This is a genomic window from Blastococcus sp. SYSU D00922 (assembly GCF_054050495.1).
The window spans coordinates 109,119-125,157 of the sequence record NZ_JBJGZL010000004.1; the positions used below are offsets into that span (position 1 = coordinate 109,119).

Genomic DNA, 16,039 nt, shown 5'->3' on the forward strand with positions numbered 1-16,039 from the left:
GCCGCGGGGGTCCCGCCGGTGCGGTCGCCCGGCGGCCGGTGCGGCGGCCGATCACCCGGCCTGCGGCACCGCGTCGCCGGCGACCGCCAGCGCGCACAGGTCGCCGCCCGCGGCCTGGACCGACCGCACGAACCGGGGGATCTCCTCGGCCGGCATCGCCTGGCCGAGCAACCAGCCCTGGGCCAGGTCGCAACCGGCCGCGCGAACCATCCGCAGGTGCTCGGGGGTCTCGATCCCCTCCGCCACGGACCGGATGCCGAGCGTCCGGGTGAGCCCGACGATCGCCTGCAGGACCGCACCGGTCTCGCCCGCGACGGCGCGCTCGGCCGCGTTGAGCAGCGACCTGTCGATCTTGAGCGTGCCGATGGGGAGCGCGAACAGCTGCGCCAGCGAGGACCAGCCGGTGCCGAAGTCGTCGATGGCCACCCGGACGCCGAAGCTGCGCAGCACGGTGAGCTGGTCCTCGGCGCGGGTCGGGTCCTCGGCGACGCTCGTCTCGGTCAGCTCCAGCACGAGCTGGTCGGGCGGCAGCCCGGAATCGCGCAGCGCCGTCCGCACGTCCCGCACCAGCGTCTCGGCGGAGAAGTGGCGGGCGCTCACGTTGACAGACATCCGCAGCGGCAGGCCCTGCGCCGCCCACTCGGCGGCCTTGCGGGTGGTCTCCCGTAGCAGCCACCGGGTGATCGGGATGACCTGACCGGTCTCCTCGGCGACGGACAGGAAGCTGTCGGGCGGCAGGAGCCCCCGCTCCGGGTGCTGCCAGCGGACCAGCGCCTCGACGCCCTCCACCTCGCCGGTGTCGAGGCGGACCACCGGCTGGTAGTGGACGACGAGCTGGTCGATCGCGTCGCCGCGGAGACGGGTGGCCACCTCGAGCCGCCAGCGCGCGGCCTCCCGCAGCCCGGGGGAGAACAGGTGCACCCGGTCGCGGCCGGAGCTCTTCGCGGCGAACATCGCCGCGTCGGCGTCGCTGAGCAGCTGGTGCGGGTCGCGGACGTCGGACCGCGAGACGGCGACACCGATGCTGGCCGACAGCGGCACCGAGATCCCCGAGGCCGTGAAGGGCAGCGCGAAGGTCGTCTGCAGCCGGAAGGCGAGCGCGGCCGCCTCGGCCTGGTCGCACTCGCGGGCCAGGACGACGAACTGGTCGGCGCCCAGCCGCCCGACGGCGTCCCCGGGGCGGACCTGCTCGGCCAGCCGCTCCCCCACCTGCCGCAGCAGCCGGTCGCCCAGCTGGTGGCCGAGGGAGTCGTTGACGGTCTTGAACCCGTCGAGGTCGAGCACCAGCAGCGCGGTGCCCGGCGCATCGGGGGCCCCGCCGCCCAGGGCGTCGGCGATCATGTCGAGCAGCGTGGCCCGGTTGGGCAGGCCGGTCAGCTCGTCGTGGCCCGCGCGCCAGGCCATGGCTTGCTCGCCGCGCACCCGCTCGGTGACGTCGGTGTGGGTGACCACCACCCGCCGGGAGAACGGGACACGGGCGGCCTGCAGGTGGAACCACGTCGCGAAGGACCCGAGCTGCGTCGAGTACTCGTACTCGAAGGAGCCGGGCACGCCGTCGGGCTCCTCCGCCTGCAGGCGGATGACCCCCGCGGCGATCGCCGCGTGGTGCGTCGGCAGCAGCCCGCGCGACATGCACTCGAGGTAGACGTCGCCGACGCCGCCGGGCTGGACGCCCCCGCTGCGCAGCAGCTCCCCGTCGGCCTCCCAGGCCCGGTTGACGACGAGGATGCGGCCGTCGTCCCCGACGAGCACGGTGGCCGACGGCAGCGCCTCGAGGACCGCGGTCAGCTCGCGGAGCTCGGTGTCGCGCCGCAGGTCGGTCCGGTACCGGGTGTCGACGTCGCGGAGGAACACCGCGACGCCGTCGGGATCGGGGAAGGCCCGGATCTCGAACCAGTGCTCGCTCGGTTCGTAGAAGTACTCGAACTGGCGGGGCCGCCCGTCCCCGAGGAGGTCGCGGAGCTGCTCCTGCACCAGGGTGCCCTTGGCGGCGGGGAAGACCTCGAGCAGCCGGCGGCCGGTGAGCTCGGCCGCGCCCATCTGGAACAGGGACTCCGCCGCGGCGTTGACGTACGTGACGCGGCCCTCGGGGTCGAGGCGGAAGACCGCGTCGGGAACACCGGCCAGCACATCGGGTTGCCCGCTGCCGGGCCCACCGTCCTGTGCTTGCACGTTCCCCCCGCTCTCGTCCCCAGAAAGTCGATCCGCCCAGGGCGGAGATCACGGCACGGAACCGTCCGACGACGTCGTCGGTGCCGGGTGAATGACAACGAGAGTAGTCATTCGGACCGGGGATCAGACAGGGGCGATCGCGGCTCTCTCGACGATCGTGCCGACGGCTGCCGACGCCGGGAGCATCCCCAGCGCGCCACCTCCGGAAAGGCCCAGGCGAGAGGCGCAGAAGGCGTCCGCGACGGCCGCGGGCGCGAACCGCAGGAGCAGCGAGCCCTGGAGGCACAGGGCCAGGAGACCGGCGATCCGGCGCGCCCGGAAGGGCAGCTGGTCGGGATCGCCGAGCTCGGCGTGCAAGCGCTTGACCGCGTCGTCGAACCGGCTGTCGGCGCCGCGGGCCAGCTCGATCTCGGCGCTGACCGCGGCGAGCGTGTCGGACGAGCGCCCCATCGCGCGCAGCACGTCCAGCGCGATCACGTTGCCCGAGCCCTCCCAGATGGAGTTCAGCGGCGACTGCCGGTACAGCCGGGGCAGGCCCGAGTCCTCCACGTAGCCGTTGCCACCCAGCACCTCCATCGCCTCGGCGACCACGCCGGGCGTGCGCTTGCAAACCCAGAACTTCGCCGCGGCGCCGGCCAGCCGGAGGAACGCCTGCTCGCCGGCGTCCACGGCGGCCGCCAGCCGCAGCGCCAGCGCCGTCGCAGCCTCGCTCTCGACCGCCAGGTCGGCCAGCACGTTCTGCATGAGCGGCTGGTCGACCAGGAGCGCGCCGAAGGCCCGGCGGTGCCGCGCGTGGTGGACCGCCTGGGTGAGCGCCGCCCGGACCGTGGCGGCCGACCCGAGGACGCAGTCGAGGCGGGTCATGTTGACCATCTCGATGATCGCGGAAACGCCGCGGCCCGGCTCGCCCACCAGCCAGGCCGTCGTCCCGTCGAACTCCACCTCGCTCGAGGCGTTGGACCGGTCGCCGAGCTTGTCCTTCAGACGTTGCACGTGGAACACGTTGCGGCTGCCGTCGGGGAGCACGCGGGGGACGACGAAGCAGGAGACGCCCTCCTCGAGCTGCGCGAGCACGAGGAACAGGTCGCTCATCGGCGCCGAGGTGAACCACTTGTGGCCGGTCAGCCGGTAGGAGCCGTCGGGCTGGGCGACCGCGCGGGTGGTGTTCGCCCGGACGTCGGACCCGCCCTGCTTCTCGGTCATGCCCATGCCGGCGACGAGGCCGCGCTTGCCCGTCGGCTCGGCCAGCCCGAACTGGTACGCCCTCGCGGTGAGGCCGGGCTCGTACCGCGCGGCGAGCTCAGGGGTGCGCCGCAGGGCGGGGACGACGGCGTAGGTCATCGTCACCGGGCACCCGTGGCCCATCTCGTTCTGCGTCCACCCGAAGTACCCGACGGCGCGGCGGACGTGGGCGTGCGGCGAGCCGTCGACCCACGGCGCGCCGGCCAGCCCGTTCTCCACGGCGGTGCGCATCAGCTCGTGCCAGGACGGGTGGAACTCGACCTCGTCGATGCGGTGGCCGTACCGGTCGTGGGTCCGGAGCCGCGGGGGGTTCTCGTTGGCCAGCCTCCCCCACTCCTGGGCCTGCTCGCTCCCGGACAGCCGGCCGAGCGCGGCGAGCGAGTCGAGCGTCGCGGCGTCCGCGTGCCGGAGGCAGGCCTCCGCCAGTGCCGCGTCACCGGCGATCGGGTCGTGGCCGACCAGCGGCGGGACCTGGTTGGTGACCTCGTGCGTCGCGCTCATGAGCCGCACCGTACGTGGCGGAGGGCACGGTCCGGCAGCACCCGACCCGGGCAGGTCAGGTGGTCCCGCGCAGCCGCTCGGCGATGGACTCCACCGCCTCGACGCGGCCGGTCAGGACGTCGGTGACCAGGGCGACCGCCTGCCGGTCGGTGAGCGTGCAGGGCCGCCCGCGCCGCGCGAGGTACACCGCCGTCGCCGCCCAGGCGAAGGGGCGGTTCCCGTGCACGAGCGGCGCCGTGGTGGCCAGCGAGTGCAGCAGCGCGGCCGCCCGCTCCTCGATGCTGGGGTAGACGTCGCGACCGAGCGCCCGGGCCTCCACACGCGCGAGCGCCGCGGTGAGCAGGCCCAGGTCGCGCACGCGCACGTCGGGCCCGACCGTCCGCCGGGCCACCTCGAGGAGGTCCTCGACGCTCAGTCCTGCCATGTGGCCAGCTGCTCGACGGCGCCGGCGAACCGGGACAGCTCCTCGTCGATGACCACGCTGACCGGGACCTCCGGCTCGTGCGCCCGCAGGTACGCCTCCACGGCCCGCCGTGCCACGTCCTGCATCGAGGCACCCTCGGCCAGGGCACGACGGCGCAGTGCGTCGCTCTGCGCCGGGGTCAACCGGAGGGTCATCGCCACGCCGTCCACACCCCCGTAGCCGGTTCCGGCTCTTCGCCGGTCAGGTATCAGGTTGATACCAGAAGTGGTAACAGCCTGGTTTCGGTCACTCTCCGCAATCCTCCGGTCGGGGGAACGTCTGTGACACGCCGCACAGAATCCTATGGTGCGCGACCCGGTGGTCACGAGACGGACTCGTTCATAACGTCCGCGCCGTGACGGGGACGACCGCGATCAGGAACGGCCAGGCGCCGTCGCCTGCCCGCTGGTCGTGGCTCCGCCGCACCGCCGCGGCGTGCTTCCTGGGCGCCGGCGCCTACGCCTGCATCGCCGTCGCGACCGACACCGCGGCCCGCGCCGAGGAGCCGGCACCGGCGGCCACCGACTCGGTGACGCAGCAGAGCGCGGACGGCGCCGCCGGATCGTCCACCACGCAGACGACGACCACCTCCACGTCCAGCTCCTCGAGCGCGGCCACGGCCTCGTCGAGCTCGCCCGAGCCGACCTCGCAGAGCACGAGCGCGGAGCCGCCCCCGGCCGAGACAGCCCAGCCCGCAGCGGCTCCGACGAGCAACGGGACGACCGCGGACAGCGCGGAGGCCAAGACGACGAGCACGTCCACCGGCTCGTCGTCGGCCACCACGAGCACGACGACGGTGACCCAGACCTCGGACGGCGGCACGGTCACCACGACCACGACGACCGTCACCGAGGGCTCGACCCAGGCGACCTGCACCACCACGTCGGCCGAGGGCACCGCCGCGGGCTCCTCCCCGGTGTGCGAGACCACGACAGCGGCTCCGGTCCCGACAGCGGCCGTGCCGGCCGTCGCCGCGCTCCCGGTCTGCGCTCCGGCTCCCGTGGTCACCGCGGACGTCGCGCCGCAGACCGCCGGCTCCTCCGCGGCCGGCCAGGCCGGCGAGCGCTCCGCCACCGAGGCTCCCGAGGTCGCGCGGTCCGCGCCCGCCGAGGGCCTCCCGGTCCAGCAGGTCCTCGCCCCGGCCGCCGAGACGTCCGGCGGCGAGCCGCTCGCCCCGGAGACGCCCGCTCCCGCCGCTCCGGCCACCGCGATCGGTGGCGCCGGCTGTGGCACCCAGGGAGCGGGCCCCGGCGCCCAGAAGGGCGGCAGCGCGTCCTCGACGGCCGTCCTCGGCTCGCCTCTCTCGATCTCCCTCGCAGTGAACGACGCCGGCCTCACCGAGCCGGCAGCGGGGTCGCCCACCACCACGGCGACCGACCCCGCCACGCGGCCGGACTGACGCCGCCGCTCAGCGGCCTGCGCCCGTCCTCAGGTGTGCCACGGGGGGCACATCACCGACCAAGTGCAGCCGCCCCGCTCGTTCACACACCCACTCACCAGCGCGTCCCTGCTTACCCGGTTGGTGCCGCGCTCACCCATGAAGGACACGCACACGATGAATCGATCCGTGAGAAACGGACTCGCCATCGCCGGTATGGCCGGAGGGATCTTCTTCCTCGGCCAGGCGGCGGCGAGCGCCGACCAGACGGCTTCGGCCGGCAACAACGTCGACCAGGCCGCGGCCAGCAGCTCCTCCGAGGGCTCGGGCAGCGGCGCGGGCAACGCCAACTTCAGCGAGGCCGAGGCGACCAACGTCCAGAAGACCGAGGTCGAGACCGAGGTCGACGGTGGCGACGGTGGCTTCAACAAGGCCGAGATCAACACCGGCGTCGTCGACGGCGGCGGTATCCGGACGCTCGAGTCCTCCGAGGAGGAGGGCAAGACCGTCGTCGACGTCGAGACCGGCGACGTGGCCGTGCACCAGTCGGCCGACGGCGGCGACGTCAACGGCAGCGGCAACGTCCACACCGACGGCAACAGCGGTGACCAGACGGCGACCGCCACCAACAACGTCGACCAGGCGGCCTCGAGCGAGGACGAGGGCGAGGAGTCGGAGGGCAGCGGCGCCGGCAACATCAACGGCAGCTCCTCCGAGGCCACCAACGTCGACGTCACCGACATCGAGACCGATGTCGAGGGCGGCGACGGCGGCACGAACGTCGTCGACATCAACACCGGGATCGTCGGCAACACGTTCTACTGCCCGGCCGGCAGCACCTGCTACTACAACTTCACCACCGGCAGCGTGACCGTCGTCCAGAACGCCAACGGCGGTTCGGTCAACAACAGCGGCAACGTGAACGTGGGCGACACCTACGGCCACCCGCACGCCGACCACCACAAGCCGGGTCACGAGGCCGACTGCCCCGAGCACAAGGCCGCCGCTCCCGTGGCGCACCACGCCAAGCGTCCCGCGCACACCTACCGGGCCGCCCCCGTCAACACCTACGCGCAGCCCAAGGGCGAACTGGCCTACACCGGCGCCGAGACCACCGCTCCCCTCGCCCTGGGCCTGATCGCCCTCGGTGCGGGCGGCGCTCTCACGCTGGCCGGTCGTCGCCGCACGGCTTCCGCCGCGGTCTGAACCCACCCATCCCCGGAACACAGAAGGACACGAGATGAAGCGAACCGTGCGCAACGGGCTTGCCATCGCCGGTATGGCCGGAGGGATCTTCTTCCTCGGCCAGGCGGTGGCCAGCGCGGACCAGACGGCCTCGGCCGGCAACAACGTCGACCAGGGCGCCGCCAGCAGCTCCTCCGAGGGCTCGGGCAGCGGGGCCGGCAACGCCAACTTCAGCGAGGCCGAGGCGACCAACGTCCAGAAGACCGAGGTCGAGACCGACGTCGAGGGCGGCGACGGCGGCGTGAACGTGGCCGTCATCAACACCGGCGTGGTCAACGGCTACGGCGGCGGCGGTCAGGTGCCGCTGCTCGTCGAGCCGCAGCCCGAGCCGGAGGACGGCAAGACCGTCGTCGACTTCGAGTCGGGCGACGTGGCCGTGCACCAGTCGGCCGACGGCGGTGACGTGAACAAGAGCGGCAACGTCAGCACCGACGGCAACAGCGGTGACCAGACGGCGACCGCCACCAACAACGTCGACCAGACGGCCTCGAGCGAGGACGAGGGCGAGGAGTCGGAGGGCAGCGGCGCCGGCAACATCAACGGCAGCTCCTCCGAGGCCACCAACGTCGACGTCACCGACATCGAGACCGATGTCGAGGGTGGAGACGGTGGCAAGAACGTCGCCATCATCAACACCGGGATCGTCGGCAACACGTTCTACTGCCCTGAGGGCGCCACCTGCTACTACAACTTCACCACCGGCAGCGTGACCGTCCACCAGTCCGCCGACGGCGGCGACGTCAACGGCAGCGGCAACGTGAACGTGGGCGACTCCTACGGTCACCCGCACGCCGACCACCACAAGCCGGGCGCGCACCACGCCGACTGCCCCGAGCACAAGGCGGCCGCTCCCGTGGCGCACCACGCCAAGCGTGCTGCGCCGGTGCACCACCGGGCCGCTCCGGTGAACACCTACGCCCAGCCCAAGGGCGAGCTCGCCTACACCGGCGCCGAGACCACCGCTCCCCTCGCCCTGGGCCTGATCGCCCTGGGTGCGGGTGGCGCTCTCACCCTCGCCGGACGCCGCCGCACCTCGACCGCGACGGTCTGAACCACCGTCCGGCCGCTCGGTTCCAGCCGGGCGGCCGGACGGGATCCACCGGACGCCGGTGCAGCCACACCGGCGCCCATCACCCAATCCACAACAGGCGCGTCACTTCTACCCAACCGTGACGCGCACACCCGAAAAGGACACGCACCATGAATCGATCCGTGCGCAACGGACTCGCCATCGCAGGAATGGCCGGAGGGATCTTCTTCCTCGGCCAGGCGGTGGCCAGCGCAGACCAGACGGCCTCGGCCGGCAACAACGTCGACCAGGGCGCCGCCAGCAGCTCCTCCGAGGGCTCGGGCAGCGGGGCCGGCAACGCCAACTTCAGCAGCGCCGAGGCGACCAACGTCCAGAAGACCGAGGTCGACACGGACGTCGAGGGCGGCGACGGCGGCGCGAACATCGCCGTCATCAACACCGGCGTCGTGGGCGGTGGCGGCAACATGGCCTCCACCTCCTCGTCGAACGAGCAGGGCCAGCAGTTCACCAAGATCGAGTTCAACTCGGGTGACGTGGTGCTGCACCAGTCCGCCGACGGCGGCGACGTCAACGGCAGCGGCAACGTCCACGTGTCGGGCGACAACGGCGACCAGACCGCCACCGCCACGAACAACGTCGACCAGACCGCGGTCAGCAAGGACGAGGGCGAGGAGTCCTACGGCTCCGAGGCCGGCAACATCAACAAGAGCTCGGCCGAGGCCACCAACATCGACATCACCGACATCGAGACCGATGTCGAGGGTGGCGACGGCGGCTTCAACTACGCCGAGATCAACACCGGCATCATCGGCAACACGTTCTACTGCTACGAGGGCAGCAAGTGCGTGTACGACTTCCACACGGGCGACGTGAAGGTCGTCCAGTCGGCCGATGGTGGTGACGTCAACAACAGCGGCAACGTGAACGTCGGCGACACCTATGGTCACCCGCACGCCGACCACCACAAGCCGGGTCACCACGACGCCGACTGCGCCTGCCACAAGCCGGCCGTCGCCCCCGCGGCTCCGGTCCACCACCGGCCGGCGCACCGGGCGGCTCCGGTGAACGCCTACGCACAGCCGAAGGGCTCCCTGGCCTACACCGGCGCTGAGACCACCGCTCCCCTCGCCCTGGGCCTGATCGCCCTCGGCGCCGGTGGCGCTCTCACGCTGGCCGGCCGGCGCCGCAGCTCCACCGCGGCGGCCTGATCCACCGGCCCGCCGCCCGGACGACCCAGGGCGGCGGGCCGGGCTCCACCCCCCTCCAGGTGGCGCCGCCTGCCGGGAAGCAGTCCCCGGCAGGCGGTGCCCACCGCCCCACCACCGGCAGACAGGACCCGCGGTGAGCAGCGCAGTCGACGTCGAGAACCCGCCGAGCGACACTCCGTCCGTGCCGGAACCCCGCAGACGCGGTGACCTGGTCCGCACGGTGATCCGCGGCATCGGCCAGACGCTCATCACCTTCGGGCTCGTCGCCCTCCTGTTCGTCGTCTACGAGCTCTACGTGACCGACATCCTGGCCGCCCGCGAGCAGGACCAGCTCAGCCAGCAGATCCAGGAGCAGTGGGCCGACGCACCCACCGTCGAGGCGCCCGCTCCCGCCCCGTCCGAGGGCGCACCGGCGCCGGCGCCGGCTCCGGCCCCCGCTCCCGAGACCATCGACGTCGGCCTGGGCGAGCCGTTCGCCGTCCTGCACATCCCGCGGCTGGGCGAGGACTACGACCGGGTGATCGTCGAGGGCACCGCCCAGGTGCAGCTCGCGCAGGGGCCCGGGCACTACCTCGACACGGCGATGCCGGGCCAGGAGGGCAACTTCGCGGTGGCCGGCCACCGCGTGGGCCGCGGCTCCCCGTTCCTCGACCTCGACACCATGCGCCCCGGGGACGCGATCGTCGTCGAGACCGAGCTGAACTGGTACGTGTACCGGGTCCTCGGCGACCCGGCCACGGGGGACTTCGACACCGACCCGAGCGGGATCCCCGGCATGGAGATCGTCCACCCCTCGCAGGTCGGCGTGATCGCACCGACCCCGGACGGCGGGACGGCCACCTCCGGCGCCTACCTGACGCTCACGACCTGCCACCCGAAGTACTCCGCCGCTCAGCGGCTGGTGATCCACGCCCGGCTGGACGGTGCACCGGTCAGCAAGGCCTCCGCGCCGGACGGCCCGCCCGCGCTCGCCGGCTGACCCAGCCTCCCGTCGACCACCCCACCCGGAGCCCGAGCATGTACACCTGGATCTGGCGCCACCTCCCCGGCGGCACCGCAGCCAAGGCGGTGGCCGCCCTCGTGCTGGTCGTCGCCGTGGCTGCCCTGCTGCTGTTCGTCGTGTTCCCCGAGGTCGAGCCGCTGCTGCCCTTCACCAACGTCACCGTCGACCAGTGACCCCGGGCGGCTCGCTCAGGCGGGCGGGCCGCCGAGGAGGGTCCAGCGCAGGAGCTGCATCGCCCTGGTGACGGACCGTTCCCGGACGGCGGACCGGGTTCCGGGCAGGCGCAGCGCCCGCAGCTCCCGGCCGGCGGGGCCCGCGACGCACAGGTGCACCGTGCCCACCGGCTTCCCGTCGGTGCCGCCACCGGGTCCGGCGATGCCCGTGATCCCGACGCCGACGTCGGCGCCGAACCGCGCCCGCGCGCCCTCGGCGAGGGCCACCGCCACCTCGGGGCTGACCGCCCCGTGCTCGGCCAGTACCCCGGCCGGGACGTCGAGCAGCTGCTCCTTGGCCGCATCCGCGTAGGCGGTCACCCCGCCGAGGACCCACGCCGAGGAGCCGGGCCGCTCGGTCAGCCGGGCGGCCAGGAGCCCGCCGGTGCAGGACTCCGCCGTCGCGACGGTCCACCCCCGGTCGGCGAAGCCGCGGGCCACCAGCTCGTCGAGGGTGGGCCCGGTGGAGAACAGCGTCCCGGCGTACTCCTCGGCCAGCACCGCCGCCAGCCGGTCGTAGGCCGGCTGGGCCGAGGGCGGGAACCGGGTGACGATCTCCAGCTCCCCCTCGCGCAGGCAGGTGGTGATCTCCAACCCGGCGAGCTCGTCCTCGTGCTCCCGCAGCGTGACCGCCAGCTGGGCCTCGAGCGTCCCCCAGAGCCGCACCGTCTCCTGGCGGAGCTCCTCGGCTCCGGCCAGCGCCGCCCGCGTCGGGGCGGCCGCCACGGCGGCGGTCCACATGCCCTGGAGCTCCCCCGGCGGTCCCGGCAGGACGAGGACCGTCGGCCCGTCCCGTCCCTCCTCCGGCGGCACCACCAGGCCCGGCGCCGTCCCGACCGGCTCCAGCACCGTCGCCCCGGCGGGCACCCGCGCCTGCTTGCGCACGCCTGCCGCGGTCGCGTCCGGGTCGGCCCGCCAGCCGCGGGCGGCCATCAGCCGCTCGACGACCGCCGCGATCCGCCGCTCCAGCTCCGGGTCGACCGCCGACGGGCGGCCCTGGAAGTCGCCCACGACCTGGGCGGTCAGGTCGTCTGCCGTGGGGCCCAGCCCGCCCGAGGTGATCACGAGCGCCACGCCGGTCCCGGCGAGGAACGTCAGTGCCGCCCGCAGGTCGTCGGGCCGGTCGCCCACGACGACGACGTGGCCGACGTCGACCCCGAGGCGGCGCAGCTGCTCGGCGAGCCACGGCCCGTTCCGGTCGGCGACCCGGCCGGTCAGGACCTCGGTGCCCGTGACGACGATGCCGGCGCGCGTACCCACCCGGCCGACCCTAGGGCCGGCCCGGACGGGGCGCCTCGCAGGGCGCCCACGCGGGGGGCGGATACCGTGCGGGGGAGAGCGGTCCGATCGCCCGATGCCGAGGAGGAGCCGTGACGTCGTCCGACCCCCAGCTGCCCGAGGAGCCCGGCCGCAGCACGCCGCCGTCCACCCAGGAGATCCCGGTGGTGAAGCCGGCGACGGGCGCGACGGCCACCCAGCTGCCCCCGCACCCCGGCGCGACCACGCCCGCGCCGGTGGAGCCGGTCGACTCCGCGGTCCCGACCGGGCCGGTGGACTTCGTGCCCGGCCTGCCCGGACTCGGCACCCCACCCCCACCTCCGCCGGTCCGGCCGGCCCCGGTTCCGGAGGAGCCGGAGCCCGCCGCGGCCGCCGACCCCACCCCGGCGCCGGCCACGCGCTCGTGGCCCGACACGCTGGAGTCGGAGGTGACGACGGACGAGCGCCCCCGGCGGACCCGCGTCCGGGCTCCGCGGGACCGCGCCACGCTGGTCGGCCTGGGCCTCGCCCTGCTGTCGCTCGTGCTGCTCGAGCTCGGTCTCACGATGGGCTCGCCCGACTCCTACTGGCGGGACATCCCGCTGTGGTCGGGCTTCGCGACGCTCTGCGCCGTGCTGGGGCTCGGCGCGTTCGTCGCCTCCGCCGCCGCGCGCGAGCGCCTGCGTTCCGGGGCCCTGTGGCGGATCGCCGCCGCCGGCCTGGTCGGCCTCGCCGTCTTCTGGCTGCTGGTCGTGCTGCCCGTCGTCGCCACCGACCGCGGGTTCGTGCTCACCGCGGCCCTCGGCGCGCTGGGTGGCGCGCTGTGGGTGGGGCCGCGCGGGAACGACTGACGGCGCTCAGCCCGCGGTGTGCGCCCGCAGCGCCAGGAGGGCGACGTCGTCGTCGAGCTCGTCGGGCAGCACGCCGAGCAGCCGGTCGCACAGCTCCTCCAGCGGCAGGGAGCCCAGGTGGGCCAGCTCCTCGCACAGCCAGGCGACGCCGTCGTCGAGGCTGACACCGCGCCGTTCCACCAGCCCGTCGGTGTAGAGCAGCAGGGTCGAACCGGCCGGCAACGGTGCTGCGTGCTCGACCCGGAGGGCGTCCGGCCCGACGCCCAGCAGCCGGTTGGGCGTGCGCTCCAGCAGGGTGACGGTGCCGTCCGCCTCCACCAGCACCGGGGCGGGGTGCCCGGCGTTGGACCAGCGCAGCAGCCGCTGCGCCCCGTCCTCGCCGTAGCGCTCCACCCGAGCCAGGACCGCGGTGGCGAGGGTGTCGACGGCGAGGTCGCCGAGGGCACGGTCGAGCGCCGCCAGGACGCGGGCCGGTGACTCGGGCTGGCTGTGGGCCACGCCGCGGAGCACGTTGCGCACCTGGGCCATGGCGGCGGCGGCGTGGCGGTCGTGCCCGGTCACGTCGCCGATCACCAGCATCGTGCTGCCGTCGCCGACCTGGAACGCGTCGTACCAGTCGCCGCCGACCTGGGCCTGGGCGGCCGCGGGCACGTACCGGACGGCGATCTCCAGGTCGTCGATCAGCGGCGGCTCGGTGAGCAGGCTCCGCTGCAGCGCCTCGGCCATCCCACGGACCGCCGCGTGGGCCGCCCGCTCGGCCTGGCGGGTCTGGATGCGGTCGAGCACCTGGGCGCACTGGGCGGCGAACGCCTCGAGCAGCTCGACGTCCTGCCCGCTGAAGTCGCGGCCCTCCGACCAGCCGACCGTGAGCGAGCCGAGGGCACGCGACCCGGCCTGGAGGGGGAGCGCGATGCAGGCCTCGGTCCCCGTCGCGGCGAGCACGTCGGCGGCCACCGGGGAGAGCTGCGCCGCTGCGGCGCGGTCCCGGACGACCACCGTGCGGCCTCCGCGGGCGGCGAGCGTCGCCGGGACGGACGCCTCCAGGGGGAGGTCGCCGTACCGCCCCAGCCCCTCGGCGAAGCTGCCGACCCGGACCAGCCGCAGCCGGTCGGCGTCCTCCCGCACCCCGATCGCCGCGCCGTTCGCGCCGAGCGCCTCCAGGCCGCTGCCGGTGACCGTGGCGACGAGGTCGTCGACGCTCTCGGCCGAGGCGAGGTCCAGCGCCACCCCGGCGAGGGCGGCCAGCCGGCGGGCGGTGGCCAGCTCCGCCTCCCGCGACGCCGTCAGCTCGAGGCCGCGGGCGTAGAGGTCGGACTCCACCTCGAGCACGCGCCGGTGCCACTCCATGCCGTGGTCGCCCTCGCCGCCGCGGCGCTGGTCGAGCACGTAGTCGGTGATGTCCTCGGCGCGCTGGATGACGTACCGGCACACGCCGGCCCCGTCGAGGACCGGGATGCTGATGAGGCTCCAGAAGCGCTTGTCGAACCCGCCGCGGCCGTCCGGGATGTCGTACTCCTGGAGGTCCATGGTGTCGATCAGACCGGTGTCGCGAGCCCGCTCGAAGGACGCGCGGACCTTGCCGACGCCGCCGTCGGGGTCCGTCTCGTTGGGATTGCCGGGGAACGCCTCGAACACGTCGCGGCCGACGAGGTCCTCGAGCGTGCGGCCGGTGGTCGCCAGGTAGGCCCGGTTGGCGTCGGCGATGACCAGGTCCGGGGTCATGACCAGGTAGGGCGTCGGCATCGCCCGGAACACCGCGGCGTGGTCGATGAGCAGCTCCTCGCCGGACCGCTCAGTCACGCACAGTTCCCGCCCGGGCCGCGCCCGGCGTCCCTCTCGATGTGGCACCCGGCCGTCACCGGGGCGCACCGATCCTCGCACGGGAGCCGCGGGACGGAGCTCAGCCGCCCTTGCCGTTCCCCCGCCCGGGGCCGCCGCCCGGGGCGGGCGGACCCCCACCCTTCTCCGCTGCCGGGCCTCCCGCCTTGGCCGGGCCGCCGCCCCGCTCCGGGGCCGGCGGCGCCGGGACGTCCGCCCCGTTCCGATGGGCGGGGCCGGGGCCTCCGTCCGCTGGGATCCCGGCGGCCGGTCCGCTCACCGCCACCTCGGTCAGCGTCCCCGCCGTCCCCTGCGGGTCGGCCGGTGCCTGCGGCGTGGGGTCCGGCTGGGCCGGCGGTGCCACCGCGAAGGCGACGGTCACGGTGCTCCCTTGCCGGACGGCACCGGCGGGCGTGACACCGGTGACCAGCCCTGGGGCCTGGTCGGTGGTCTCCTCGGCGACGCGTGCGACGGCCAGACCCAGCTCACCGAGCGCGGCTTCGACCTCGTCCACGGGACGTCCGACGTAGTCGGCGGCGGTCAGCACGACCGACGCGGGCCCGGCCTCCGCGACGGGCGCGACGGGTTCCTCACCGAGGAACGCGATCCCGGCGAGGGCGATGCCGGCACCGGTCAGCAGCGCGGCGAGCGGCCCGACGACGCGTCCGGCCCGGCGGCGCGGCGCGGGGGCGGTGCCGAGGGCGGCGAACTGCCGGGTGCCCCCGTCGGCCGGCGGAGGGGTCAGCATGCGCCCCGCGCGCACGTCGGCGACCGCGGCGGCGAAGGCCGCGCCGTCGGCGAACCGGGCGTCGGGGTCCTTGAGCAGAGCCCGGCCGATGAGCCGCCGGACGTTCTCCGGTACGTCGTCGGGCAGCGGGTCCGGTGCGTCCCGCAGCTGCATGAGCGCGATCTGCACGGAGTTCTCGCCGTCGAACGCCCGTCGGCCGGCCAGGCACTCGTAGCCGATCATCCCGAGCGCGTAGACGTCGCTGGCCGGTCCGGCCTTCGCGCCGGCCGCCTGCTCGGGGGAGAGGTAGTGGGCGGTCCCGACGACCTGCCCGGTCTGGGTCAGGGGGATGCTGGACGCCGACCAGGCGATGCCGAAGTCGGTGATCTTGACGACGCCGTCGGTCCCGACCAGGACGTTCCCCGGCTTCACGTCGCGGTGCACGACACCGGCGGCGTGGGCGGCGGCGAGGGCGGCAGCGGTCTGCTGCAGCACGTCGAGCGTGCGGTCGACCGTCAGCCGCGGCTCGCGGGCCAGCAGGTCGGAGAGGGCCTCCCCCTCGACCAGCTCCATCACCAGGAAGGCGAGCTGCTCGCCGGTGCCGTCGTCGGCGGTCACCTCACCGTAGTCGTGCAGGGCCGCGATGTTGCGGTGCGCCAGGGCGGCGGTGTGCCGGGCCTCGGCCCGGAAGCGGGCCACGAACGTCGGGTCGCCGGTGAACTCGCTGCGCAGCACCTTCACCGCGACCGGCCGGTCGAGGAGGGTGTCCCACGCGCGCCAGACCTGCCCCATCCCGCCGGTGGCCAGCAGCGCGCGCAGCTCGTAGCGGTTCCCGAGCCGGCGCTGCCCCGGTCCTCCCATCCCGCGCACTCCCTGTCCACTCCCGGTACCGAACTCCGAGCCTGGCACCGCGCCGACCGCGGCACCTGTCG

The 16,039-nt window shown here is 74.4% G+C and carries 15 protein-coding genes; 7 read left to right on the forward strand and 8 right to left on the reverse strand.

The window, feature by feature from the left end; all coding sequences use genetic code 11:
• Positions 1-51: 51 nt before the first annotated feature.
• From ACI78T_RS07715 to ACI78T_RS07735, 5 genes are all read right to left on the reverse strand, one after another.
• Positions 52-2,172, reverse strand: coding sequence for a putative bifunctional diguanylate cyclase/phosphodiesterase (locus tag ACI78T_RS07715; RefSeq protein WP_456557504.1), 2,121 nt, complete (start codon positions 2,170-2,172; stop codon positions 52-54).
• Positions 2,173-2,295: 123 nt separating this feature from the next.
• Positions 2,296-3,915 (reverse strand): acyl-CoA dehydrogenase family protein, encoded by a 1,620-nt coding sequence (locus tag ACI78T_RS07720; protein ID WP_456557505.1) that lies wholly within the window; start codon positions 3,913-3,915, stop codon positions 2,296-2,298.
• A gap of 55 nt (positions 3,916-3,970) precedes the next feature.
• On the reverse strand, positions 3,971-4,339 hold the full coding sequence (locus tag ACI78T_RS07725) for a type II toxin-antitoxin system death-on-curing family toxin (RefSeq protein WP_456557506.1): 369 nt from the start codon (positions 4,337-4,339) through the stop codon (positions 3,971-3,973).
• Positions 4,327-4,539: a ribbon-helix-helix protein, CopG family gene (locus ACI78T_RS07730; protein WP_456557507.1), complete on the reverse strand. Its 213-nt coding sequence runs from the start codon at positions 4,537-4,539 to the stop codon at positions 4,327-4,329. Before ACI78T_RS07730 ends, ACI78T_RS07725 begins: the two co-directional genes overlap by 13 nt.
• Positions 4,540-4,834: 295 nt before the next feature.
• A complete protein-coding gene (locus ACI78T_RS07735) occupies positions 4,835-5,308 on the reverse strand; it encodes a hypothetical protein (RefSeq protein WP_456557508.1) in 474 nt (157 codons plus the stop codon).
• A gap of 28 nt (positions 5,309-5,336) precedes the next feature.
• Here ACI78T_RS07735 and ACI78T_RS07740 point away from each other — a divergent pair, with 28 nt between their 5' ends.
• The 6 genes from ACI78T_RS07740 (at position 5,337) to ACI78T_RS07765 (ending at position 10,415) form a co-directional block, all read left to right on the forward strand.
• Complete coding sequence (locus ACI78T_RS07740) at positions 5,337-5,777, forward strand: hypothetical protein (RefSeq protein WP_456557509.1); 441 nt, start codon at positions 5,337-5,339, stop codon at positions 5,775-5,777.
• A gap of 168 nt (positions 5,778-5,945) precedes the next feature.
• Positions 5,946-6,962 (forward strand): hypothetical protein, encoded by a 1,017-nt coding sequence (locus ACI78T_RS07745; protein ID WP_456557510.1) that lies wholly within the window; start codon positions 5,946-5,948, stop codon positions 6,960-6,962.
• A gap of 34 nt (positions 6,963-6,996) precedes the next feature.
• Positions 6,997-8,052: a hypothetical protein gene (locus ACI78T_RS07750; RefSeq protein ID WP_456557511.1), complete on the forward strand. Its 1,056-nt coding sequence runs from the start codon at positions 6,997-6,999 to the stop codon at positions 8,050-8,052.
• A gap of 149 nt (positions 8,053-8,201) precedes the next feature.
• Positions 8,202-9,239, forward strand: a complete 1,038-nt coding sequence (locus tag ACI78T_RS07755) for a hypothetical protein (RefSeq protein ID WP_456557512.1) — start codon at positions 8,202-8,204, stop codon at positions 9,237-9,239.
• A gap of 133 nt (positions 9,240-9,372) precedes the next feature.
• Complete coding sequence (locus tag ACI78T_RS07760) at positions 9,373-10,218, forward strand: class E sortase (protein WP_456557513.1); 846 nt, start codon at positions 9,373-9,375, stop codon at positions 10,216-10,218.
• A gap of 38 nt (positions 10,219-10,256) precedes the next feature.
• On the forward strand, positions 10,257-10,415 hold the full coding sequence (locus tag ACI78T_RS07765; protein WP_456557514.1) for a hypothetical protein: 159 nt from the start codon (positions 10,257-10,259) through the stop codon (positions 10,413-10,415).
• Positions 10,416-10,430: 15 nt separating this feature from the next.
• On the opposite strand, the gene ACI78T_RS07770 is transcribed toward ACI78T_RS07765, so the two are convergent.
• Positions 10,431-11,714: a competence/damage-inducible protein A gene (locus ACI78T_RS07770; protein WP_456557515.1), complete on the reverse strand. Its 1,284-nt coding sequence runs from the start codon at positions 11,712-11,714 to the stop codon at positions 10,431-10,433.
• Positions 11,715-11,824: 110 nt separating this feature from the next.
• On the opposite strand from ACI78T_RS07770, the gene ACI78T_RS07775 reads away from it, so the two are divergent.
• Entirely contained in the window at positions 11,825-12,562 is a 738-nt protein-coding gene (locus ACI78T_RS07775) for a hypothetical protein (RefSeq protein ID WP_456557516.1), read from the forward strand.
• Positions 12,563-12,568: 6 nt separating this feature from the next.
• Here ACI78T_RS07775 and ACI78T_RS07780 read toward each other — a convergent pair whose 3' ends face one another.
• Both ACI78T_RS07780 and ACI78T_RS07785 read right to left on the reverse strand, forming a co-directional pair.
• Positions 12,569-14,362 carry a SpoIIE family protein phosphatase gene (locus ACI78T_RS07780; protein WP_456557517.1) on the reverse strand — a complete coding sequence of 598 codons (1,794 nt, stop codon included), beginning with the start codon at positions 14,360-14,362 and terminating at the stop codon, positions 12,569-12,571.
• A 100-nt stretch (positions 14,363-14,462) separates the two neighbouring features.
• A complete protein-coding gene (locus tag ACI78T_RS07785; protein ID WP_456557518.1) occupies positions 14,463-15,968 on the reverse strand; it encodes a protein kinase domain-containing protein in 1,506 nt (501 codons plus the stop codon).
• Positions 15,969-16,039 lie beyond the last annotated feature (71 nt).

What these genes read in the sequence shown, in the direction of transcription:
- ACI78T_RS07750 (WP_456557511.1), top strand. Translation starts at nt 6,997, where the DNA reads ATGAAGCGAACCGTGCGCAACGGGCTTGCCATCGCCGGTATGGCCGGA.
- ACI78T_RS07755 (WP_456557512.1), top strand. Translation starts at nt 8,202, where the DNA reads ATGAATCGATCCGTGCGCAACGGACTCGCCATCGCAGGAATGGCCGGA.
- ACI78T_RS07765 (WP_456557514.1), top strand. Translation starts at nt 10,257, where the DNA reads ATGTACACCTGGATCTGGCGCCACCTCCCCGGCGGCACCGCAGCCAAG.
- ACI78T_RS07785 (WP_456557518.1), bottom strand. Translation starts at nt 15,968, where the DNA reads ATGGGAGGACCGGGGCAGCGCCGGCTCGGGAACCGCTACGAGCTGCGC.
- ACI78T_RS07725 (WP_456557506.1), bottom strand. Translation starts at nt 4,339, where the DNA reads ATGGCAGGACTGAGCGTCGAGGACCTCCTCGAGGTGGCCCGGCGGACG.
- ACI78T_RS07720 (WP_456557505.1), bottom strand. Translation starts at nt 3,915, where the DNA reads ATGAGCGCGACGCACGAGGTCACCAACCAGGTCCCGCCGCTGGTCGGC.